General features: G+C 65.9%; 19 protein-coding genes. 3 read left to right on the top strand and 16 right to left on the bottom strand.

The genetic code is table 11. The features are described from left to right. Positions 1-29 precede the first annotated feature (29 nt). Both BC102111_RS15635 and BC102111_RS15630 read right to left on the bottom strand, forming a co-directional pair. The gene (locus tag BC102111_RS15635; RefSeq protein WP_180960664.1) at positions 30-857 is read right to left on the bottom strand and encodes a DUF559 domain-containing protein; all 828 of its coding nucleotides are present in this window, start codon (positions 855-857) and stop codon (positions 30-32) included. Between the two features lie 486 nt (positions 858-1,343). Continuing rightward, entirely contained in the window at positions 1,344-1,934 is a 591-nt protein-coding gene (locus BC102111_RS15630; protein ID WP_063249089.1) for a protein-L-isoaspartate O-methyltransferase family protein, read from the bottom strand. A gap of 100 nt (positions 1,935-2,034) precedes the next feature. Between BC102111_RS15630 and BC102111_RS15625 the strand changes: the two genes are divergently transcribed. Together BC102111_RS15625 and BC102111_RS15620 are read left to right on the top strand one after the other, a co-directional pair. Next, positions 2,035-2,553, top strand: coding sequence for an adenine phosphoribosyltransferase (locus BC102111_RS15625; RefSeq protein ID WP_063249090.1), 519 nt, complete (start codon positions 2,035-2,037; stop codon positions 2,551-2,553). A gap of 302 nt (positions 2,554-2,855) precedes the next feature. Continuing rightward, complete coding sequence (locus tag BC102111_RS15620) at positions 2,856-3,677, top strand: aldo/keto reductase (protein ID WP_101624823.1); 822 nt, start codon at positions 2,856-2,858, stop codon at positions 3,675-3,677. A gap of 225 nt (positions 3,678-3,902) precedes the next feature. Here BC102111_RS15620 and BC102111_RS15615 read toward each other — a convergent pair whose 3' ends face one another. The 13 genes from BC102111_RS15615 to cysK form a co-directional block, all read right to left on the bottom strand. Beyond that, positions 3,903-5,591 (bottom strand): ABC transporter family substrate-binding protein, encoded by a 1,689-nt coding sequence (locus BC102111_RS15615; protein WP_223289960.1) that lies wholly within the window; start codon positions 5,589-5,591, stop codon positions 3,903-3,905. Between the two features lie 46 nt (positions 5,592-5,637). Further along, positions 5,638-7,743, bottom strand: coding sequence for an ABC transporter ATP-binding protein (locus tag BC102111_RS15610; protein WP_009379335.1), 2,106 nt, complete (start codon positions 7,741-7,743; stop codon positions 5,638-5,640). Further along, the gene (locus BC102111_RS15605) at positions 7,736-8,653 is read right to left on the bottom strand and encodes an ABC transporter permease (RefSeq protein ID WP_063249092.1); all 918 of its coding nucleotides are present in this window, start codon (positions 8,651-8,653) and stop codon (positions 7,736-7,738) included. Before BC102111_RS15605 ends, BC102111_RS15610 begins: the two co-directional genes overlap by 8 nt. A gap of 1 nt (position 8,654) precedes the next feature. Continuing rightward, complete coding sequence (locus BC102111_RS15600) at positions 8,655-9,509, bottom strand: ABC transporter permease (protein ID WP_306460268.1); 855 nt, start codon at positions 9,507-9,509, stop codon at positions 8,655-8,657. Positions 9,510-10,018: 509 nt separating this feature from the next. Then, the gene (locus BC102111_RS15595) at positions 10,019-10,960 is read right to left on the bottom strand and encodes a D-2-hydroxyacid dehydrogenase family protein (protein ID WP_095375965.1); all 942 of its coding nucleotides are present in this window, start codon (positions 10,958-10,960) and stop codon (positions 10,019-10,021) included. A gap of 20 nt (positions 10,961-10,980) precedes the next feature. Continuing rightward, positions 10,981-12,693, bottom strand: a complete 1,713-nt coding sequence (ilvD, locus tag BC102111_RS15590; protein ID WP_063249094.1) for a dihydroxy-acid dehydratase — start codon at positions 12,691-12,693, stop codon at positions 10,981-10,983. Positions 12,694-12,839: 146 nt separating this feature from the next. Next, entirely contained in the window at positions 12,840-13,787 is a 948-nt protein-coding gene (locus BC102111_RS15585) for a 2-hydroxyacid dehydrogenase (protein WP_101624799.1), read from the bottom strand. 30 nt (positions 13,788-13,817) lie between these two features. Beyond that, entirely contained in the window at positions 13,818-14,297 is a 480-nt protein-coding gene (locus BC102111_RS15580) for a MarR family winged helix-turn-helix transcriptional regulator (RefSeq protein ID WP_063249095.1), read from the bottom strand. A gap of 2 nt (positions 14,298-14,299) precedes the next feature. Beyond that, positions 14,300-15,007 (bottom strand): CE1759 family FMN reductase, encoded by a 708-nt coding sequence (locus BC102111_RS15575; RefSeq protein WP_101624798.1) that lies wholly within the window; start codon positions 15,005-15,007, stop codon positions 14,300-14,302. Then, complete coding sequence (locus tag BC102111_RS15570; protein ID WP_101624797.1) at positions 15,004-16,215, bottom strand: LLM class flavin-dependent oxidoreductase; 1,212 nt, start codon at positions 16,213-16,215, stop codon at positions 15,004-15,006. The genes BC102111_RS15575 and BC102111_RS15570 overlap by 4 nt, the downstream gene beginning before the upstream one ends. Positions 16,216-16,574: 359 nt before the next feature. Continuing rightward, positions 16,575-17,516 (bottom strand): endonuclease domain-containing protein, encoded by a 942-nt coding sequence (locus tag BC102111_RS15565; RefSeq protein ID WP_131248127.1) that lies wholly within the window; start codon positions 17,514-17,516, stop codon positions 16,575-16,577. Positions 17,517-18,148: 632 nt separating this feature from the next. Then, on the bottom strand, positions 18,149-18,862 hold the full coding sequence (gene epsC / locus BC102111_RS15560) for a serine O-acetyltransferase EpsC (protein ID WP_063249097.1): 714 nt from the start codon (positions 18,860-18,862) through the stop codon (positions 18,149-18,151). 131 nt (positions 18,863-18,993) lie between these two features. After that, positions 18,994-19,923: a cysteine synthase A gene (gene cysK, locus BC102111_RS15555; RefSeq protein ID WP_095375970.1), complete on the bottom strand. Its 930-nt coding sequence runs from the start codon at positions 19,921-19,923 to the stop codon at positions 18,994-18,996. 428 nt (positions 19,924-20,351) lie between these two features. Here cysK and def point away from each other — a divergent pair, with 428 nt between their 5' ends. Further along, positions 20,352-20,924, top strand: coding sequence for a peptide deformylase (gene def, locus BC102111_RS15550; RefSeq protein WP_063249098.1), 573 nt, complete (start codon positions 20,352-20,354; stop codon positions 20,922-20,924). 8 nt (positions 20,925-20,932) lie between these two features. Here def and BC102111_RS15545 read toward each other — a convergent pair whose 3' ends face one another. Then, entirely contained in the window at positions 20,933-21,982 is a 1,050-nt protein-coding gene (locus BC102111_RS15545) for a hypothetical protein (protein ID WP_223289959.1), read from the bottom strand. Positions 21,983-22,107: the final 125 nt, after the last annotated feature.

The raw sequence follows: 22,107 nt of genomic DNA, 5'->3' as shown, positions 1-22,107 counted from the left end.
GCACGGAGCGCGACCGCGTATGTGTCGGTTCACCGCGTCGAAGCAGCCGGTGTGCGCGCGGCGACGATCCGGGCGAGCTCGGTGAACGCCTGCCGCCTCCACAGGTCCTTCCAGAACACTCGGATGACGTGATAGCCCAGAGCTCGCAGCTGCCTCTCACGTTCGCGCTCCCAATCGAAGGCGTCCCGGGCGTCCTGCCCGTCGAGTGTGTACTTGATCCGCCCATCGAACTCGACGATCGTCTTCGACTTCGCGTGCAGGAAGTCGACGCGGGCGATGAAGAAGCCGCGATCGTCGACGATCTCGACCTGCGGTTCGAAGCCGTCCACGCCGATCTCATGGAACCGCACCGCGACGATCGACTCCCCGGGCGACTCACGGCGCGGGTCGGCGAGTCCGAGGGCGGTTCTCACTCGGGCGGCATCACGCACTTCGGGGCACTCGGTCAGATCCGTGAGCAGTCGGTCGCCCGCGACCAGACACTTCCGCAGAGCATCGTCGAGCATCGGCACGCTGAGGTCGAGAGGGTAATCACGGGCTACGTCGATGAGCGTGCGCTCTTTCGACGTCACCACGGTATCGCCGAGGCGAGCGATGTGCTCCGCCGGAACGGTTCGTCTGCGGATGATCAGGTGGGCGTGCCGAGTGTTCGTATTCGTCCTGATGACTTCGACCACAGGCTTCTCCATGCTCACGATGACGAATTCCCAAAGCAGGGCCGCGGAGAGGTGGGAGAAGATTTCGGCAGAGCTGATGCCGGAATCCGCGCAGCGTCGATTGATGAGGTCAGCCCGCGTTCTGATGAGGATCTTCGTCCGTTCGAGGCGGTCACGGACATCCCCTATCTTTCCGAGCACTTCGGCATCGCCTTGGCGAACTGCCTCCCAGATCCGAGCATGTCTGGGGTTGTCGCACTGATCTTTGACGGCGAACCTTCCTCGGGCGACGCGCTCGAGACAGCAGTCGACAGCAAGTCGGACGTCGCGATCCGAACAGCCGAGGTTCCTCAGCTCTCGGGTCGTGAACATCTGGTACATGACATCATAGTGCTCTATAGCCAAACAAACGTCAATAGACGCACACATTTCGCATCAAACCAATTCGAGCGAGAGTGCTGTGTTCGACATCGACGGCGCACCAGCGACGCGGTGATCCGACATATACGCGGTCTGCTAACCGCGTATATGTCGGATCACCGCGTCGGAGTACCGTCGAAGCACCTTGGTCGCGCCGGAGTACCGTCGGATCGCCTAAGTATCGCGCCGCTAGTCGCCCTCGAGCCTGGCTCACGACGAACCCTGCGTTCACGACGAACCCTGCGTTCACGACGAGCCGGTAAACGCTCACTCCTCGATGAGCGGGACGAACCGGTAGCGACCGTGGCGAGTGATCGACACGTCCTCGGCCGCCTTGCCGGTGCGCTCGACGCGGAGCATCTCGCCGGAGACGGGGATGACCATCACTCCCCCGACCCTCAGCTGCTCGACAAGACTGCTAGGCAGCTCAGCAGCTTCGGCAGAGACGAGGATCCGGTCGAAGGGCGCACGCTCGGGCAGGCCGAGGGTCCCGGCGACCGCCTCGGCGAACTCGATCGACTCGATCCCCAGCCCATCACAGGCGATGATCGCGCTGTCAAGGAGCTCCCGATGCCGCTCAACCCCGATGACGCGGCCGCGCCCACCGACGAGCATGCCGAGGAGTGCGGTCGTCCACCCCGAGCCTGACCCGAGATCGAGCACCGATTGACCGGGTTCGACGCCGAGGAGGCTGAGCATGTCGGCGACCGTGCTCGGCTGCGAGTTCGTTTGACCGCACCCGATCTCGAGCGGAATGTTGGACCCCGCCCACCCCTGCTGATGCTCGGGAAGGAAGCGTTGCCGGGGCACCCGAGCGAACGCCTCGGCGAGGGTGACTTCGTCATCGGACGTGCTCATCTTCTCCCCTCGCCGGTCTGCGCCCTGACGTCTTGGCGTCGACGATACGCTCTCGAGCACCAGCCGAAAAGGCTCCACCCCACCCGAGTACAGTTGACCCGTGACGAATGCAGAGCTCGACCGCGCGCAGACCCTCATCACCTCGATCCCCGACTACCCGGAACCCGGGGTGAACTTCCGCGACATCTCGCCCCTGCTCGCCGACGGTCCCGCGTTCACCGCCGTCACCGAGGCGCTCATCGCCCCATTCCTCGGCCGCTTCGACTTCGTCGGCGGACTCGAGGCCCGCGGCTTCCTCTTCGCCGGTGCCATCGCCGCGATGACCGGAGCCGGAATCCTCCCGATCCGCAAGGCCGGGAAACTGCCCCGGCCGGCCGCCGCCGTGTCCTACTCGCTCGAGTACGGCACCGCGACGATCGAAGCCCCCGCCGTCCTCTCCCCCGGCGACCGGGTCCTCCTCGTCGACGACATCCTCGCGACCGGGGGCACGCTCACCGCCGCGCAGGCACTCGTGCGCGAACTCGGCGCCGAGGTGGTCGGATCCGCCGTCGTCCTCGAACTCACCGACCTCGGCGGGCGCGCCCACACCGGCGACGTCCACACGGTCTTCGCCGATTGAGCGCGACCGCCGACTGAGCGCGACCGCCGACTGAGCGCGACCGCCGACTGAACGCGACCGGCGCGGCCCGGCCGTCACAGACGTACCGACCGACCGCCTCGGCGAGGTCCACAGACGCACCGACCGACCGCCTCGGCGAGGCCCTGATTCCCGTTCAACGGAAACTTTCGGACAACCGGGAATGATCCACGGACCTTGTGCCGTTGTACGCTCGGATCAGGTGCCGGAGACCGGCAGCTGAACCCGTCGAGGCGCCCCACCGGGCGCCGATCAGACTCCCATCCGTGACGAAAGGCGACATGATGTCGGTTCCCACTCTCACTCTCAACGACGGCAAGACCATCCCCCAGCTCGGCTTCGGCGTCTTCAAGGTCGACCCGGCCGAGACCGAGCGCATCGTCACCGACGCGCTCGAGGTCGGCTACCGTCACATCGACACCGCTGCCGTCTACGGCAACGAAGAGGGCGTCGGTCGCGCCCTGAAGAACTCCGGCATCGCCCGCGACGAGCTCTTCATCACGACCAAGCTGTGGAACGACCGCCAGGGTGCGGCCGAGTCGCGCCGCGCGCTCGAGGAGAGCCTCGGCAAGCTCGGCCTCGACTACGTCGACCTCTACCTCATCCACTGGCCGGCACCGGCCCAGAACAAGGCCGTCGAGACCTGGGAGGCCTTCCCCTCCTACCGCGACGAGGGCCTGACCCGGTCGATCGGCGTCTCGAACTTCGACTACCGGTACCTGCCGGCGATCCTTGAGACCGGCATCATCCCGGCCGTCGACCAGATCGAGCTCCACCCGCAGTTCCAGGAGATCGAGACCCGTCCCCTCCTCGCCGAGAACGACATCAAGATCGAGGCGTGGGGACCGCTCGGCCAGGGCAGCGTCGACTACGCGTCGACCGTCATCGGCGAGATCGCGGCCGCCCACGGCAAGTCGTGGGCCCAGGTCATCATCCGCTGGCACCTGCAGCGCGGCCACATCCTCTTCCCCAAGTCGAACAGCCGCGAGCGCATGGCCCAGAACTTCGACGTCTTCGACTTCGAACTCACCGACGTTCAGATGGCCTCGATCGATGCCCTCGAGAACGGCGGTCGGGTCTCGGCCGATCCCGCCGAGGTGAACTGACCCTCGCCGAGGTGATGCGGACTCCCGTGGTCCGCTGAGGAACAACCCGCAGGACGCGGGCGGAATCATTCCGCCCGCGTCCTGCGTCTTCTCACCCGAACTCCGGAGCGCTCCCGATGATGCGTTTGAGACCGGCCCCGTGGGAGAACGTGGAACCACGGGGCCGGAGATCAGGTGAGCGAACCTCTGGCCGCTCCGGTTGTATGGACAGTCATATCAGTCGCCTCAGTCCTTGAAGCCGATGGTCGTCCAATCAGGCGTCTCAAGCTGGCGGGGTCCGAGGCTGACGATGTCGTCCTTGACTCCCCACACGTACGGAGTCGGGTAGATCGGAATCACCGGCTTGAGCTTGAAGATCGCCGCATCGCCTTCGTTGGCCAGCTTACGGGCCTCTTCCTCATCGAGCGTCGCTGTCGCAGCCTTGAACTTCTCACCGATCTCGTCGCTCGAGATCTTCGAGTAGTTCTGCTCCGAGTCGGCGGGGTAGAACAGGTTCGAACCCGACGAGATCGGGAACGCCGTGCCTTCCCAGGTGAACGTCGCCATATCGAAATTGCCGTTGAGGATGTTGTCGGCGAAGTACGCGGCGACCGGGACGGTCTCCAGCTCGATCTTGAAGCCGACCTCGTTTAGATCTTTCATGATCTGCTCAGCCCGCTGCGCATTCGATGCGGTGTCTGCAGGGACGACGATCTTGAATTGGAGCTTCTCGCCGTCCTTCTCCCTGACTCCGCCGTCGCCGGGTGTCCATCCGGCGTCGTCAAGGATCTTCTTCGCCGCTTCGGGATCGAAATCCAGACTGCCGCCGGTGTTGTCCTGGTAGCCCTTCTGACCGGGCATGAAGGTGTAGTTGTTAACCAAGGTCACCGGAGCCTCGACCGGGCCGATGGCCGCCTGGGCGATCGCTTCGCGATTGACTGCCCTGCCGATGGCGTCACGGACTTCCTGGTTCTTCAATGCGCCCTTCTCGGCGTTCATCGTCAGGTGAGTCCATTGCATTCCCTGCGACTTGTAGATGGCGCCGTCTTCACGGTTGTTCGCCGTCTGATACGCGTCGCCGTCGGTGCCGACATCGACGACGTCGATCTCCTTGTTCGCGTAAGCCTGAGCCTGCTGCGCCTGCGACACGACCTTGAAGACGACCTTCTCGAGCTTCGGGGTCTGGCCCCACCACTTGTCGTTGCGCACCATGGTGATGACACCGGACTTGTTGTCGACGCTCTCGGCCTTGAACGGACCGTTGGAGGGCAGCACCTTCTTGGTGTACTCCTTGTTGAAGACCTCGGGGTCCTCACTGATCTCATTCGGCAGCGGAGCCGCAATGTAGTTCGGCCAATCGATGTTGGGCGTCTTGAAAGTCACTTTCACTTCGTACTTGTCCGCCCCGGGTTCGATCGACTCGATGTCTTCGTAGCCCTTCGTCGATGCGACCTGGTACTCGTCGGACTTTCCGTCGCGGGTCTTCCAGAAGGCTTTGTAGTCCTCGACGTCGATCGGGGTGCCGTCTTCCCACACGGCGTCTTTGTTGAGCTTGACGTCGATGACCAGTGGGTCCTCGCTGGCGACTTCAACGCTCTCTGCGTAGTTCTTGTCGACCTCCCACGTGCCGTCCGCTTTGATGGAGATCGGTCCGCCGAGCGAGGTTCCGTACAGATTATTGTTGTCGACGTGCGCGCCGTCGGCGTGATAGTAGTTCAGACTCGCCGGAATCTCCGTCATCGGGTAGGTCAGTGTACCGCCGTCGGCGACCTCGTCGTAGCTCGCCTTCTGGTAATCGGTGGTCGGCAGTGCCGAGATCTCCTTGTCCGCCTTGTCGCTGTCCACTCCGCCCGAGCCGTTGTTCTGCTGCTGGCAGCCGGAGAGAGCCAGCCCCAGAGCGGCGGTCGCGGCGACGACCACTGTCGCCCTTCTCATCCTGATCATCATTGTTCTTGCCTTTCCTTGAGCGGGTTGTGCTGGTTCAGTGGGGGTGATCGAGCTCGCCGATCAGCTCCGAATGGTGGCAGGCCACCAGGCTCTCGCCCGAGGGACTCGGCTGCGGATCGATCTGCGCGCACATCTGCTGCCGTTCGGGGTCGAGCAGGAGGTAGAGCGGGCAGCGAGTGCGGAAGTTGCAGCCGCTGATGTCGTCGGTCGGGCTGGGCAGGTCCCCGGAGAGAAGTACACGTTCGCGGGAGCGTTCGACGAGCGGATCGGGCACCGGGATCGCCGACATGAGTGCCCGGGTATAGGGGTGCTTCGGACTCGCATAGAGTTCGTCCGAACCCCCATATTCCACGATGCGTCCCAGGTACATCACCGCTACGAAATCAGAGATCTGCCGGACGACGGCGAGGTCGTGGGCGACGAACAGATAGGACAGTCCGAGTGAGTCGCGGAGGTCTTCGAGAAGGTTGATGACCCCGGCCTGAACTGAGACGTCGAGAGCCGATACCGGTTCGTCGAGGACGAGGAGGCTTGGATTCGTCACCAAGGCTCGGGCAATTCCGATCCTCTGACGTTGGCCGCCGGAGAACTCATGAGGATACCGATCGGCCATCGAGGGGTCGAGTCCGACCAGGTCAAGCATCTCCTCAACTCTGCGGTGCCGCTCGGCCGACCGGACTCCATGCACCGTGAGGGGTTCACCGATGACATCGGCGATGGGCAGTCTCGGATCGATCGCAGCCATCGGGTCCTGGAAGACGACCTGCACGTCCTTGCGCAGCGCCAGACGTTCCCGCTTCGACAGAGTCGACACGTCGACTCCGTTGATGACGATCGAACCCTTCTGCGGTGCGACCATCTCGAGGATCTCCCCGATCGTCGTCGACTTGCCGCAGCCAGATTCACCGACAAGGCCGAGTGTCTGTCCTGCCTTGATCTCGAAATCGATGCCGTCGACGGCCTTGACTGTACCGATCTGTCGTTTGAAGACGGCTCCCTTGAGCAGGGGATAGTGCTTCTGCAGATCCGTGACCTCGAGGATCTGCGCCGCCCCGAGGTCCCTGGCTTTCCTCTGCACCGGATCAGGGCGCGGGAAGATCTCCGCTGCGGTCAGCGTTCCCGACGCAATCTCGTCGGCGCGGTGGCATGCTGCGGATGTTCCGGCGATGCCATGGCCTTTCAGTTCCGGCTCGACTTCGCGGCAGATGTCGAGCGCGATGGGGCAACGCGGTGCGAAAGGACACCCGGTAGGAAGGTTCGACAGTGACGGGGGCCTGCCCTCGAGAGGCACCAACCGTTGAGTGCCCGCAGTCGCCAGATTGGGCACGGACCGCAGCAGACCGGATGTATACGGCATCTGCGGGCGGGAGAACACGCTCTCGACTGGCCCTGTCTCGACCAGTCGTCCCGCATACATGACGGCGATCCGGTCAGCGTTGCCGGCTACGACGCCGAGGTCGTGCGTGATGAGTACGACGGCGGCCCCGGTGATCTCCCGCGCCTTCTGCAGCACCTCGAGGATCTGTGCTTGGATGGTGACGTCGAGTGCGGTGGTCGGCTCGTCGGCGATGATGAGATCAGGATCGTTGGCGATCGCGATCGCGATCATGGCCCGTTGGCGCATTCCGCCGGAGAACTCATGAGGATAGGCGTTGACCCGGCGTTCAGGCACAGGAATGCCGACGATGCGCAGCAACTCGATCGCGCGGTCATGCGCGGCGTCCTTGCTCAATGACGCATCGTGAAGGAGCAGTCCCTCGGCGATCTGCTCTCCGATGGTGTAGACAGGAGTGAGTGCTGAGAGCGGATCCTGAAAGACCATCGCGATCTCGGAACCGCGCAGCCGAGACATCTGTTCATCGGGCATGCCCAAGAGTTCTCTGCCCCGGTAACTGATCGAGCCTTCCACCACCGCGTTCGACGGAAGGAGTCCCATCACGGCCATCGACGACACCGATTTCCCCGAACCCGATTCGCCGACGATGCCGAGGAACTCTCCCGGTCGGACGGAATAGTTGACCCCGCGCACTGCCTTCACATCGCCGTTCGAGTTGGGGAACGTGACCGTCAGATCTCTGACCTCGAGAATCGGTGAATCGGAGGTCGGCAGTGTGGGGACGGAGTTGAGGATGTCAGTCACGATTGGCTCCTGATGTCGGATCGATCGCGTCGCGCAGAGCGTCAGCCATCAGGCTGATGGCGAACAGCATGAGGACAAGGACGCCGGCAGGGAAGACGAAGAGCCACGGTCTGGTGACGGCGGCGCCGGATCCCTCGGCAAGAAGCGTGCCGATCGAGACGTCCGGCTTCTGAATACCCAGGTTGAAATAGCTCAGCGACGTCTCGGCGAGGATGGCCGAGACCACTCCGAGAGTGGCGTCGACTATGAGGATCGAAGCGACGTTGGGGATGATGTGGCGGCTGAGGATGCGCGGGGTCGAGACTCCCATGTACCGGGCTGCCTTGACGAAGTCACGGTCCTTGATCGCCTTGGTCTGGTTGCGGACGACCTGCGCCATGATCATCCACCCGAACAGAGCGAGGAAGACGACGATCGCCACCCACGACAGCTGCCGCAGCAGCGGCGAGAGCAGGACGAGGATGAAGAACGCAGGGAGGACGAGCAGCAGGTTGATGAACCAGACGATGACGACCTCGACGCGCCCACCGAAATAGCCGGCGGTGGAACCGATGATCGCCGCGAGGATGCTTGCGGCGGGCCCGGCGATGATGCCGATGAGCAGTGATTTCTGGAGCCCAGCCACAGTCTGCGCGTAGATGTCCTGACCGATCGCATTCGTGCCGAACCAATGCTGAGCGCTGGGAGGCTGGTTGAGCGCGAAGATGTCCTGGTCGGTCGGCGAGTAGATGTTGATGGTGTTGCCGAACACGGCGAAAAGGACGAAGAAGGCGAGCATGATCCCGCCTACCCAGAAGCGAGGGGTGGCTTTGAGCCGTCGCCAGATCAGCTTCGCCCGGGACGTAGGACGAGACCGCTGGGCGACGACCTCGGTGTCCGGAGTGGTTGAGATCGGAATATCAGTAGCCATGTCAGATCCTCACTCGCGGATCGAGTGCAGCGTAGAGCACCTCGGACAGCGTCGACGAGATGAGTGTCAGGACCGCGATGAACAGGACAGACCCGGCCGCTGCGTTGATATCGGATTGGAGAATGGAGTTGATGGTGAATTCGCCCATCCCCTTCCAGGAGAAGACGACTTCGAGCATCGCGGAACCGGCGACCAGAGTGCCGAATGCGTACGCGAAGTAGGTCGACATCGGGATGAGAGCGACCCTCACTCCGTGTCGGATGAGCGCGGATCTCCGTGTCCGCCCTTTGGATCGGGCTGTGCGTATGAAATCGGAGCTGAGCACATCGAGCATGACCGACCGCTGATAGCGCGAGTACGTGGCAGCGCTCATGAGGATCAGGGCGATCGTCGGCAGCAACATATGGGAGAACTGATCTGCCAGCCACGGAAAGAATCCAGGGTCGATATCGACCGTGTATTCACCGGTGAAGCGTATGAGGTTGTCGCCGACCGCATTGTTGAAATTGGTAGCGAGGATCATCAGCACGACACCGATGACGAACGTCGGCGTGGCGATTATCAGATAGGACGCATAAGTCACTAGCTGATCAGATCCCTTGTATTGCCTTACGGCTCCCCAAACACCGAGCACGACACCGAGAAGCGCACCGAGAAGCGTACCGATGAGCAGCAGTTTGAGACTCACTCCGGCGCGGGTCATGATCTCAGTGAGCACCGGACTACCGTTGACCGTGGTGCCGAAGTCTCCATGCAGGAAGATGTTCGTCAGCCACGCCCATGTGCGCTGGAGGATGGGGACGTCCGGATTGGTTCCATGACCGTTGAGGATCGACTGGATTGACGCCTCTGACAAGGGAGGATTCTATCCGCGGTACCGTGCCGCGGGGTCCATGAAAGCACTGGCCGCGATATAGGCCGTCACTGTGGCAATGAATGCCAGGATGAAGTAGTTGATGAACCGTCGAAGGATGTATTTCCCCATGGCGAGGCCTAGAGGGCAGTGGTCGACGCGGTCCTCTCATGGCAGATGCGATGGCGCATCGGGCAGGGAAGCAGAGTGTAGATCTCCCGACGAATCTCAAACGCACTGTCAATCATCAACGATCAGACTTCCTTCGCTCGCACGGCCAATCGAACAGTTCAGCTGAGCACAACCTGACTGGTTACTCACCGGAAACTGAAGATACAGCTCACTGTAGCCAACTGTGATCACTAACACAAAGAAGGCAATCGACTAGAGACGAAGTGGCATTGACGATCCGCGAGTTTACGGGCGACACGCCGATGACAGGACTGCTTGGCCGCCGCGGCTTCGCATTCTCAGCGAAACGGTGGCCGCGGGTGGGCCCGGGAGGTCAAGCCCTACGTGAACACCCTGATCGGCTCCCCCGCGGTCCATGCCGCGATGTCCTCGACGGCCTGCGGGTAGAAGACCCGATAGGTCTCCTCGGTGACGTAGCCGAGGTGCGGGGTGAGCACGGTGCGCGAGGCACGACGCATAGGATGATCGCCCGGCAGGGGTTCGGTGTCGAAGACGTCGAGGCCGGCACCGCGGATCCGCCCGTCCGCGAGGACGTCGAGCAGCGCCTCGGTGTCGACGAGACCGGCACGGGAGGTGTTGACGAGGATCGCGTTCGGCTTCATCAGCGCAAGCTCCGACGCCCCGATGAGACCGCGGCTGCGCTCTCCCAGCTTGTAGTGGATCGTCACGACATCGGAGGTGGTGAGCAGTTCGTCCTTGTCCACCGCCCGCACCCCGACCTCCGCCGCCCGCTCCGCGGTGAGGTTCTGACTCCACGCGACGACGTCCATCCCGAAGGCTTTGCCGACCGCGGCGACCCGCGATCCCAGCCTGCCCAGACCGATGACGCCGAGGCGGGACCCGGCGAGGTCTCCCCCGATCGTCTCCTGCCAGCCCCCGGCGCGCACCCGCGCATCCTCCGCGGGGATCTGCCGGAGCACGGAGAGGATGAGTCCCCACGTCAGCTCCGGAGTCGCCGTCCGCGGGGCCTCGGTGCCGCACACCGTGACCCCGTGTGCCCTCGCCGCCTCGAGGTCGATCGAGGCGTTCGCCGCCCCCGTGGTGACGAGGAGCCGCAGATCGGGCAGCCGGCTCAGACGGTCGGCGTCGAAGACGGTGCGTTCGCGCATGGCGACGACCACCTCGGCGCCGGCGAGGAGGGACTCGAGATCCGCGGTATCGGTGACCCGCCGGGTGACGACGTCGATGTCGGCGTCGAGGACTGACCAGTCCGCGAACTCCCGGGAGACGTCCTGGTAGTCATCGAGGATGACGATGCGCATGGTGCGGCTCCCGTCGACGGTCAGCGGCAGACGGCCCCGGTCGAGGCCGACTGGACGAGCTTCGCGTACTTGCCGAGCACGCCGGTGAGTCGGTGGTTCTCCGGCAGCGTCCACGACTTGCGACGCTCGGCCAGCACCTCCTCGTCGACGTGGAGTTCGATCGACCGGGCGGCGATGTCGACGGTGATCTTATCCCCGTCCTCGACGAGGGCGATCGGTCCGCCGTCGACGGCCTCGGGCGCGACGTGGCCGATGCACAGCCCGGTCGACCCTCCGGAGAAGCGGCCGTCGGTGATGAGGAGGACGTCCTTTCCGATGCCCGCGCCCTTGATCGCACCGGTGATCGCGAGCATCTCGCGCATGCCCGGCCCGCCCTTGGGGCCTTCGTAGCGGATGACGACGACGTCGCCCTTCTTCAGTTCGCCGTTCAGCACCGCGTCCATCGCCGGCTGCTCCTGGTCGAAGACCCGGGCCGTGCCTTCGAAGACGTCGGCGTCGAAGCCCGCGGATTTGACGACGGCGCCTTCGGGGGCGAGCGAGCCGCGGAGCACGGTGAGTCCGCCGGTTGCGTGGATCGGGTTGTTGAGCGCCCGGAGGATCTTGCCGTCGGGGTCGGGAGGGTTGATCTCGGCGAGGTTCTCGGCCACGGTCCGGCCCGTCACGGTGAGGCAGTCGCCGTTGAGGAGACCGGCGTCGAGGAGGGCCTTCATGATCACGGGCACGCCGCCGATCTTGAACACGTCGTTCATCACGTACTCGCCGAAGGGCTTGACGTTGCCGAGGTGGGGCACCTTGTCCCCGATCCGGTTGAAGTCGTCGAGTTCGAGGTCGACGCCGGCTTCGGCGGCGATCGCGAGGAGGTGGAGGACGGCGTTCGTCGACCCGCCGAAGGCCATGACGACGGCGATCGCGTTGTGCAGCGACTCCTTCGTGATGATGTCCTTCGCAGTGATGCCCTTGCGCAGGAGGTTGACGACGGCCTCACCGGACTGGCGGGCGTAGATCGTGCGGTTGCGGTGGATCGCCGGCGGGGCGGCGGAGCCGGGCAGGGACATGCCCATCGCCTCGGCGGCCGAGGCCATCGTGTTCGCCGTGTACATTCCGCCGCACGCGCCTTCACCGGGACACACGGCACGTTCGATGGCGTCGACGTCCTGGCGTGACATCGTTCCCGCCCGGCAGGCGCCGACGGCTTCGAACGCGTCGATGAGGGTGACTTCCTTCTCCGTGCCGTCGGAGAGCTTCGCTGTGCCCGGCATGATCGAGCCGTTGTAGAGGAAGACGCTCGAGAGTCCGAGGCGGGCGGCTGCCATGAGCATGCCGGGGATCGACTTGTCGCAGCCGGCCATGAGCACGGAGCCGTCGAGGCGTTCGGCGCTCATCACGGTCTCGACGGAGTCGGTGATGACCTCGCGGGAGACGAGCGAGTAGTGCATGCCCTCATGCCCCATGGAGATGCCGTCGGAGACGGAGATCGTGCCGAACTCGAGCGGGTACCCACCCGCCGCGTGCACGCCTTCCTTCGCGGCACCGGCGAGGCGCTGGAGCGAGAGGTTGCACGGCGTGATCTCGTTCCACGACGAGGCGACGGCGATCTGCGGCTTCGCCCAGTCGTCATCGCCCATGCCGACGGCCCGGAGCATGCCGCGCGAGGCGGTGCTCTCGAGTCCGTCCGTGACATCGCGGGAACGGGGTTTGATGTCCGGTGCTGAGGTGTCCGTATCGATGCTCATGGGGGCACTCTACGCCCCTGTCCGGCATCCGTCGGCCCCGTTCTCGCATCGTGGAACCAGGGTTTCGGGGTGCCGGTTTCGACCCGGCCGGTCGAGCCGGCACCCCTTCTCACGTGGGCTTTCAGGCGGGAATGCCTCGGCTGACCTCAGTCCTCGGCGACGACGTTGAGGAGCTTCTCCCCGTCGTTGATCCGGCGCACCTGTTCGGCGAGGATCTTGACGACCCGCGGTTCGAACGCCGAGGTGTCGCCGCCGACGTGCGGAGTGATGAGTGTGTTCGGGGTTCCCCACAGCGGGTGGTTCTCCGGCAGCGGCTCGGGGTCCATGACGTCGAGGGCCGCATGGAGGCGTCCGGTCGACAGCTCCGCGACGAGGGCATCGGTGTCGACGACCTTGCCGCGGGCGACGTTGACGATGAGCGCGTTGTCCGGCAGCTGCCGGAGGAATTCGGCGTCGACGAGGTGGTGGGTCGAGTCCGTGAGCGGGGTGATGAGGACGACGACGTCGGTGTGGGGAAGGAGGTCGGGCAGTTCGTCGACGCCGTCGACCCTGCCGCGGTCGTCCTCCCTGGCGGTCGTGCCCACCCGGGTGAGCTCGACCTCGAAGGGGGCGAACCGGTCCGCGATCGCCCGTCCGATCTCCCCGACGCCGACGACCATGACCCGCCGGTCCTGCAGGGACCGGTAGCGCCTGTGGTCCCAGGTCCGCGAGACCTGGTTGCGCACCGCGTCGTCGATTCCGCGCAGACTCGCCAGCGTGAGCGCCAGCGCGAGCTCCGCGGTGCCTCCGGTGTGCACGCCCGAGGCGGTGGCGACCTCGATGCCCTTCTCGGGCAGGTGCGCGACCGGGTCGTATCCCGTCGTCTGGGTGATGACGAGCCGGAGATTGGGCAGTTCCGGCAGAAGCTCGATCGTGCCGGCCGAATCCATGTAGGGCAGGACGACGACGTCGACGTCATCCTTGCTCAGCTTCGCCGACTTCTCCTTGTCCGAGTAGACGACTAAGTCGACGTTCGCGCGCTGGTGCGCGGGGATCCTGGCGATGACGCGATTGCGGAGGTCGGAGTCGGGGAAGGCGATGGTCGTGATCGTCATAGCCCCAATTGTGGCACGAGTCTCATCCGCTCACGGAAGGGCTTTCGCGATGCGGGCGAACACGGTGTCGATGACCTCGAGTTCCGCATCGTCGACGTGGGAGAGGAACACCTCGTCGATCGCCCTGCTGTGCAGCCTGGCGGCGTCGAGGAACCGGCGACCCCCCGCCTCGGTGAGGCGGATGTTGTGCGATCGCCGGTCCGCGGCGCACGCGAGCTTCTCGACGAGCCCGGCGTCCTCGAGCACCTTGATCCGGTAGTTGAGCCGTGACGGCGAGAACACGAGGCGCTTCGCCAGCGTCCCCATCGTCAGCGTCCGCTCGGGCGCCTCCCAGAGGAGCAGAAGGGTGTTGTAGTCGCTCACGCTCATCCCCGCCTGCTCCTTGAGGCGGTCGTCGAGGACCTGCCGGATGCGCTGTGAGGTCTCGAAGTACGTCCGCCATGCCTCCTGGGCGCGTTCCTCCCGGCCGCGCCCGAACCGGATGACCGGGGCTGCCGTGGTCTCGGACATCGTCAGCCCTCGAGCAGCTGCGCGAACGGGGTAATGCGCTCGGGGTCGAACTCGTCACTGACGCTGCGCTTCTCACTGCGCCCGATCGTCACCCGGTGCGGCGCGAGGCTGTCGGGCCCCTCATTGCCGGGTGAGTCGTCGGTCGCTGCCGCCTCGGTGCCCGTGAGTCCGCGCACCGCCGCGGTGAGCTCGATGAGCTCCTCCGCGGACTGGCGCACGCGGGAGGTCAGCGCACGCCCGCCCTCCGCGCTGCCCCAGTCGTCGGTCGCGGCGAACACCGTCGTGGGCACGACGATGCCCTTGAGGTAGCTGAGCATCGGGCGCATCGCGGTGTCCCCGGCCAGCGAATGGCGGGCCGTGCCGCCGGTCGTGGCGATGAGCACCGGGGTGCCCGCGAGGACCTGTTCGTCGATGAGCTGCCAGAAGAGCGTGTGCAGTCCCACCGGTGCCACCTTGTACACGGGGGTGACGGTGATGATCGCATCCGCCTCGGCGACCTTCCGGTACGCCTCCTCAAGCTCCTCGGACCGGAACCCGGTGAGCGCCATGTCCGTGAGCGAGGTCGAGAGCCGACGGACGTTGATGCTCTCCGTCGTCGGCTCGATTCCGGCAGACTCCGCCGCCGAGGCGGCCGCGGCCATGATCCTGTCCGCGAGCTTCTGCGTCGTCGAGTTCTCACTCAGCGAGGTGGTGACTGCGAGGATCTTCATTCGCTCTGCGCTCCTGATTCTGCTGCTTCGCGCTCTTCGGCTTCCTTGGCCTTCTTCGCTTCGGCCGCGCGGGCCTCACGGTCCTCGTACGCCTTCGAGCCGGGTCCGCCGCCGGGGATGGGGTCGCGTCCCTCGCGGTGGCGGATGACGAGCGATTCGTGGCTCGGGGCATCGGGCACGTCGGCCGGACGGCCCTTGGCGAACTCCTCGCGGAGGACCGGCACGACCTCCTCGCCGAGGATGTCGAGCTGTTCGAGCACCGTCTTCTGCGGGAGACCGGCGTGGTCGATGAGGAACATCTGGCGCTGGTAGTCGCCGGCCCAGTCGCGGAAGCTCAGGGTCCGTTCGATGACCTCCTGCGGCGATCCCACGGTCAGCGGGGTCTGCGTCGAGAAGTCCTCGAGGCTGGGACCGTGGCCGTAGACCGGGGCGTTGTCGAAGTAGGGACGGAACTCCTTGACCGCATCCTGCGAGTTCTTCCGCATGAACACCTGACCGCCGAGGCCGACGATCGCCTGCTCCGCCGTGCCGTGGCCGTAGTACTCGTAGCGCTGGCGGTAGAGCTGGACCATGCGCGCGGTGTGCGAGGTGGGCCAGAAGATGTTGTTGTGGAAGAAGCCGTCACCGTAGTAGGCGGCCTGCTCGGCGATCTCGGGGCTGCGGATCGACCCGTGCCAGACGAACGGCGGGACGTCGTCGAGCGGCCACGGGGTGACCGTGAAGCCGTTGAGCGGCGTGCGGAACTTGCCCTCCCAGTCGAGGTTCTTCTCCCGCCACAGACGGTAGAGGAGGTTGTAGTTCTCGACCGCGAGCGGGATGCCCGCGCGGATGTCCTTGCCGAACCACGGGTAGACCGGTCCGGTGTTGCCGCGCCCCATGATGAGGTCGAGGCGACCGTCGGCCAGATGCTGGGCGTACGAGTAGTCCTCGGCGATGCGCACCGGGTCGGTCGTCGTGATGAGGGTCGTCGCCGTCGACAGCTTGAGCTTCTCGGTCTGTGCGGCGATGTTCGCCAGCAGCACCGGCGGGTTGGCCGGTGCAACGAACGGCGGGTTGTGGTGCTGGCCGGTGGCGAACACGTCGAGGCCGACCTCTTCGGCCTTCTTCGCGAGCTCGACCGTGTTCTTGATCCGCTGGTGCTCCGACACCGTGGTGCCGTTCGTCGGGTCCGTGGTGACGTCGCCGATGGTGAAGATTCCGAATTCCATGACTGCTCCTCGTCTCTGTGGTCGGCCCGAAGCCAGCCTACAGCCGTTAAAACTTCAGTTTTGAAGTAACTTGTTGAAATCTTAACAGTCAGGTCCGCAGATGTATTCCCCGATTCGGAATTCCTTCGCCGAGGCGGTCCCGCGCCCTAGGGCCACCCGTGCGGCCGGGGCGTCCACCCACGATCCCGAGGAGGATCCAGTCCGATATTGGGCCCAGTTTCGGACCCGATCCTCCTCGGGGACGAGGCTGCGGACCGCGCAGCAGCCACCTCGGCGAGGGTCCACGTCAGTCGGACCATGTCTCTGCGGTCCGAGCGCGCCGCGCTCAGGGAACGTTCGCCACCCCATGCATGTCGAGGTCAGGCGCGACCGCCTCGGCGGACGACATGGGCGGACAGGGTCCGCGCGAACGCTGCCATGTCGGTGCGCTTGGTCACCCTGAGCACCACCCAGCCTTCCGCCTCGAGCAGCTCACGGCGGCGGATGTCGGCGGCGAACTGCTCGGGCGAGGAGCGATGCTGGTCGCCTTCGTACTCGATCGCGATCCGCAGTTCGGGGTATCCGAGGTCGGGGTGGAGGAGGCAGCGCCCGGCTTCGCTCGGCACCGCAGGGTGGACGACGGGCTCGCGAAAGCCGTGGTCGACCAGCCACAATCGCAGCCACGTCTCGCGGGAGGAGTCCACGGTCGGTCGGATGAGGGCGAGCGCTCGCTCGACCTTCCTGCGGCCGCTGATCCTCGGTCGGTCGAGGACACACTGCCGCAGTTCGTCGAGGGAGATGTACGGTCCGCCGGCCTGCCGTCCGATCGCGGCATCCCCGAGAGCGACGAGCTCGGCCAGCGTGAGCTCCGATGCGAGCTGGACGACGAGAAGCGGAATCGCCACGAGATCGACGTCGAGCAGTCCGACCGTCTGACGCTCATGGAACTTCGACCGGTGGAGAACCACCTCGGGCCGATCGATGCGCAGGTCCTTCGAACCGCTGGCCACGTGAAGTGGACCAGCGTCGAAGCGGGCCGGAAGCGGAAGCCCGTAGAGCCGGGCGGCGGTGGCATGACTGCCGGCGACGTCCGGGTGGAGGAGCCTCAGCCCTTTGAGCTTGGTCCATTCAGCAATCCAGCGGTCATCAGCCCACCGCGGCACCGGCAGCTCGGTCTCAGCGTCGACGTCGATCCAGACCCCGCGGAAGAGCTGGACGAACCGCTTCTCCGTCAGCAGTGCGTAACGGGTGACGTCGGGGCGGTCGGCGGACGTCATTGTGAAGGGGATCGACGCCGGTCGGAAGGTCACGGGTTCGTTCATCGAGTTCCACATACGGCCCAGGCTCAGCCCGAACACCCCGAGCACGGTAGACCTGCGATCGGCCCTGTGGAGAGTCGGGTCTGGTCCACAGGCAGAATGCACCCGAGTCGGTGTCGCCGTGCACAGGGTGGCACGCACGAGTGGCGTGGCCGCCGAGGTGCATCCAGTCCGATTCTCGAGCCGGATTCGCACTGGATCCACCTCGAGGACTCGGCGGACGAGGCAGCGCAGCGGCGGGACAGCGATAGTGCCACGGTCGGAGGGCAGGAGCACGAGGAGCGCTTCCCTCGAGTGCCCGTCCACACCCACGTGACCGCGAGTCGGCTGACAGCCCATGCAGGCGCGGGGCTCACGGCGAGGGGTTCGTGCGCACGATTCCGAGGCGCGCAGGTTTGACCGCACAGGGCTCAAGACCCCACGGGGTGCCGCGGCGGGCGGCCCCGAGGAGGATCCGATGCGAATTAGAGCCGAAGTTCGCACCGGATCCTCCTCGGAGAGGCGGTGGGTCGGCGAGCGGGGTGGGTCTGCGAGCGGGGTGGGCGCAAGCCCGGGAGCGAAGTGGGCGCCGGGTCGGGGCGCAGACTTGGTGCCGGCGTCAGCGCGGGAGACGGTGCCCGGGCGCCGGCGCCCGCTCAGATCCAGATGGCGGGGTCGAAGAGCTCGAAGTCCGCCTCATCGGCGGTGCGCTGGTCGGCGTCGGTGCGTCCCGCCTCGGCGTCGGGCTTCGCGGGCGTGGGCACGGAGGTCGGCACCGCACCGGTGCGCTTGGGGCGGACGGTGGCGGGGATGCCGACGGCGCTCGAGTCCGGCGCGACGTCCTTGACGACGACGGCGTTCGCCCCGACCGAGGAGTTGTCGCCGACGACGACGGGCCCGAGGATCTTCGCGCCGGAGCCGACGAGGACGTGGTTGCCGAGCGTGGGATGCCGCTTCGTCTTCTCCATCGACGTGCCGCCGAGCGTGACCTGGTGGTAGAGCATGACGTCGTCGCCGATCTCCGCGGTCTCCCCGATGACGACGCCGTTGGCGTGGTCGATGAAGAAGCGCCTGCCGATCGTCGCGCCGGGATGGATCTCGACGCCGGTGAGCGCCCGCACCGCCTGCGAGAGGAGGCGTGCCGGGACCTTGAGCTCATCGTGCTGCCACATCCGATGGAGGCCGCGGTGCGCCCAGATCGCGTGGAGTCCCGGATAGGAGAGGATCGAGACGAGGTCGTTCGACGCCGCCGGATCCCGGCGCTGCACCGTGTCGAGGTCCTCGCGCAGCGCCTCCCGGACGCCCTTGCGGCTGAGCCCGTATGCCGCCGCTCCCGCAGTCGCCGCCGCGATCGCCCACAGTGCCTTCATCAAGCCGCTCCCCTTCACGAGTCTTCCCGTCGTCGATGTCGACCCTACCGACGACCGAGGGGACGCCGCATGCCGACGTCCCCTCGTCTGTCTTTCGGCCCCGACGATTCCTCGCCGAGGTGGTTGCCGCCTCAGTCGTCGAGGTATTCCGAGAACAGCGGCGTCGAGAGATAGCGCTCGCCGAAGTCCGGGAGGATGACGACGACGCGCTTGCCGGCGTTCTCCGGACGCGAGGCGACCTCCTCGGCGGCGACGAGGGCGGCTCCCGAGGAGATGCCGACGAGCAACCCCTCCTCGTGCGCGACCGTCCGCGCCCGATCGAACGAGGCATCGGCGTCGACATCGAAAACCTCGTCGTAGATCTCGGTGTCGAGGATCGCCGGCACGAAGTTCGCACCGATGCCCTGGATCGTGTGCGGTCCGGCCTTGCCTTCGGTGAGCAGCGGCGAGGCGGCGGGTTCGACGGCGACGATCGTCACCTCGGGGTTCGCCTCCTTGAGCGCCGCACCGGCACCGGAGATCGTTCCACCCGTGCCGATGCCGGAGACGAAGATGTCGACCTTGCCGTCGGTGTCGGCGAGGATCTCAGGGCCGGTCGTCGCCTTGTGGATCGCGGCGTTGGCCTCGTTCTCGAACTGACGCACGAGGACGGCACCGTCGGCGGCGATCTCCTCGGCCTTCTCGACCGCGCCCTTCATACCCAGGGACTTGTCGGTGAGGACGAGCTCGGCACCGAAGGCGCGCAGCAGCGCACGGCGCTCCTTCGACATCGACTCGGGCATTGTGAGGACGACCTTGTACCCGCGCGAAGCGCCGACCATGGCCAGCGCGATGCCGGTGTTGCCCGAGGTCGCCTCGACGATGGTGCCGCCCGGCTGGAGCTGACCGGAGGCCTCGGCGGCATCGATCATCGCCACGCCGATGCGATCCTTGACCGAGTTCGCGGGGTTGTACGATTCGAGCTTCCCGATGATCTCCGCACCGGTGCGCTCGCTCGCCTTGTTGAGGCGGATCAGCGGTGTGCGGCCGACCAGTTCGGAGACGTTGCTGTAGATGGTCAAGTCGAGTCCTTCCAGGTGTGCGTGCCTTCTGGCTCGCCGGTCCGCGGCATCGGCCCCGGGTGCGGCTGTCATCTCGTGGAACGAGACGTCCAGTGCCCATCTTAACCACGCAGGCGACGGCCACGCCTCCTCAGAGGTTGCTCAACAATCTGTGTTCGCTGGAGGCGAAAAAGTTCGACGCATGACGACACATTCGCAGAATTGCCTGTCAGTGCGGTGAGATGGTGCAGTGTGGAATCGATTGAGGCCTCCAGTCGGTCGCGAACCGCTGAGCAATCGACGTCCCCGGATGGGTCGCTTGGAGGTCCGCCGAGGCGGACGCAGAGGTGCCCCGAGCACGCAGTGTGAGACAGGGCTGGGCACCCTGCGCACCCGCGTTCGTGCTCGCAGCGGGACGGCCCTGCGCCGGGCTGGATACGATGGAGTCCATGACCGTTCATCCCATCGTCATCTACGGCGAACCCGTCCTCCATCGTCCCGCCGAGACCGTCACGGAGTTCGACGACGCCCTGCGAACCCTTGTCGCCGATATGCACGAGACCCTCGACGCGAGCAACGGCGTCGGACTCGCCGCACCCCAGATCGGCGTGGGCAAGCGGATCTTCGTCTATCACGCCGACGACGACACCGGGGTGCGCCGTCGCGGCGTCTTCGTCAACCCCGTGCTCGTGTCCTCCCGGATCCCCGACACCCGCCCCGACCCGGCGGAGGAGACAGAGGGCTGCCTCTCGGTGCCGAGCCTCGACTTCCCGCTCAAGCGGGCCGAGCGGGTGACGATCAACGGCGTCGACGAGACCGGGGCGCCGGTCTCCCTGAGCGCAGAGGGCTGGTTCGCCCGGATCATGCAGCACGAGTACGACCACCTGCAGGGCACGCTCTACGTCGACCGCCTCGATAAGCGCTGGGCGAAGAAGTGGAAGAAGGAGCAGGCCGCCGCAGGCTTCGACGAACCCGGCCGGTCGTGGATGCCCGGGGTCGACCCGGATCCCTTCGGCCACTGAGGCACGGCCTACTGACTGCTGCTCGTCTCCCCCGCGTCGAGGGACTTCTGCGCCGCGGCGAGCCTCTCGTCGAAGTCGTCGAAGGTGTCGGCGGTCTGCTCGAGTTCGACGAGCAGACCCGAGATGACCTCCGACTGGGAGTCGGCGTCGATGCGCAGCTCCCGGAACTGCCAGTCGGCGTTGTCGTCGGCGGCGGTGCGGGAGAGGACGTCGAGGACCCGGTCCCCGAGCTCACGGGAGCGCTCCGAGTTGTGGAGGAGGATGAGCTGCTGGTCGAGCTCGAGGAGCCGGAGGTAGTACTCGTGCATCGAGACGACACGGTTGGCCATCGAGGTGAATGCGACGGCGAGCTTCGCCAGGTAGGCGTCGACGGTCTTCGCCGTGCCGGAGTCCTTGATGCTCTCGATCTCCTCGCGCAGCCGCACGAGTTCGGACAGCCGCACCCCGATTGAGGCGACCGCATGGTCGAGGTCGACACGGGAGACATGGTCGGTGAGTATCGGGTGCGTCCACGCCCGGGTGCGCACGATCTTCCGCGCGATCGTCACGGCGAGGTGGAAGAGGCGTTGCTCGTCGGTGTCGCGTCCCTCCTTGCGTCCGGGCAGGTACCCGAGGCTCGCGGGTGTCAGCCATTCGGCGCTCGCCGCCTTCTGTCGGTTGCGGCGGTTGAGGCGTTTGGGGTCACGGAGGTACTTCGGGGCCGTCACCGCGGCGAAGACGCCGGTGCCCACGGCGGTCGCCCCGCCGAGGACGCCGAAGGTCAGGGCCGCGTCGAGGAATCCGGTGAGGAGCGCGACGCCGCCGGGTGCCGCGAAGCCCGCGGTCACTGCGGTGCCGGCCGCGGTTCCGCCCTTGAACGTCGCCGAGGTTCGGAAGAAGTTCCGTCGCATCCCCGGGGTGACCATGATCGCGCTCGGCGATCCCGCGGTGTACCGGTATCCCCTCGCCTTCCAGGCCTCGAGGATCTCGTCGTTGACGCTCTCGGGCACGAGCACCCGATAGATCGGCACGGTCCGACCGCATTCGCTCTTCCACAACGACTTCCACGCATGTGCCACCGTGTCCACCTCCACGCACGCTGCGGTGCTGCCGGGCGATCGTCGTCGCGGCACCACCGGGGAGGATGCGAAAAGCCACACCCTCCGACTTCCCTGCCGGACTCCCGAGGCCAGTGACGGGCCCG

This window comes from Brevibacterium casei CIP 102111, assembly GCF_900169275.1.
Taxonomy (GTDB): Bacteria; Actinomycetota; Actinomycetes; order Actinomycetales; family Brevibacteriaceae; genus Brevibacterium; species Brevibacterium casei.
This window is presented reverse-complemented; position numbering and strand designations above follow the sequence as displayed.

Excerpts from the sequence above, each read along its gene's own strand:
- BC102111_RS15630 (WP_063249089.1), bottom strand. The coding sequence starts at position 1,934 with ATGAGCACGTCCGATGACGAAGTCACCCTCGCCGAGGCGTTCGCTCGG.
- BC102111_RS15620 (WP_101624823.1), top strand. The coding sequence starts at position 2,856 with ATGTCGGTTCCCACTCTCACTCTCAACGACGGCAAGACCATCCCCCAG.
- BC102111_RS15615 (WP_223289960.1), bottom strand. The coding sequence starts at position 5,591 with ATGAGAAGGGCGACAGTGGTCGTCGCCGCGACCGCCGCTCTGGGGCTG.
- BC102111_RS15605 (WP_063249092.1), bottom strand. The coding sequence starts at position 8,653 with ATGGCTACTGATATTCCGATCTCAACCACTCCGGACACCGAGGTCGTC.
- BC102111_RS15595 (WP_095375965.1), bottom strand. The coding sequence starts at position 10,960 with ATGCGCATCGTCATCCTCGATGACTACCAGGACGTCTCCCGGGAGTTC.
- ilvD (WP_063249094.1), bottom strand. The coding sequence starts at position 12,693 with ATGAGCATCGATACGGACACCTCAGCACCGGACATCAAACCCCGTTCC.
- BC102111_RS15585 (WP_101624799.1), bottom strand. The coding sequence starts at position 13,787 with ATGACGATCACGACCATCGCCTTCCCCGACTCCGACCTCCGCAATCGC.
- BC102111_RS15580 (WP_063249095.1), bottom strand. The coding sequence starts at position 14,297 with ATGTCCGAGACCACGGCAGCCCCGGTCATCCGGTTCGGGCGCGGCCGG.
- BC102111_RS15575 (WP_101624798.1), bottom strand. The coding sequence starts at position 15,007 with ATGAAGATCCTCGCAGTCACCACCTCGCTGAGTGAGAACTCGACGACG.
- BC102111_RS15570 (WP_101624797.1), bottom strand. The coding sequence starts at position 16,215 with ATGGAATTCGGAATCTTCACCATCGGCGACGTCACCACGGACCCGACG.
- BC102111_RS15565 (WP_131248127.1), bottom strand. The coding sequence starts at position 17,516 with ATGAACGAACCCGTGACCTTCCGACCGGCGTCGATCCCCTTCACAATG.
- epsC (WP_063249097.1), bottom strand. The coding sequence starts at position 18,862 with ATGAAGGCACTGTGGGCGATCGCGGCGGCGACTGCGGGAGCGGCGGCA.
- def (WP_063249098.1), top strand. The coding sequence starts at position 20,352 with ATGACCGTTCATCCCATCGTCATCTACGGCGAACCCGTCCTCCATCGT.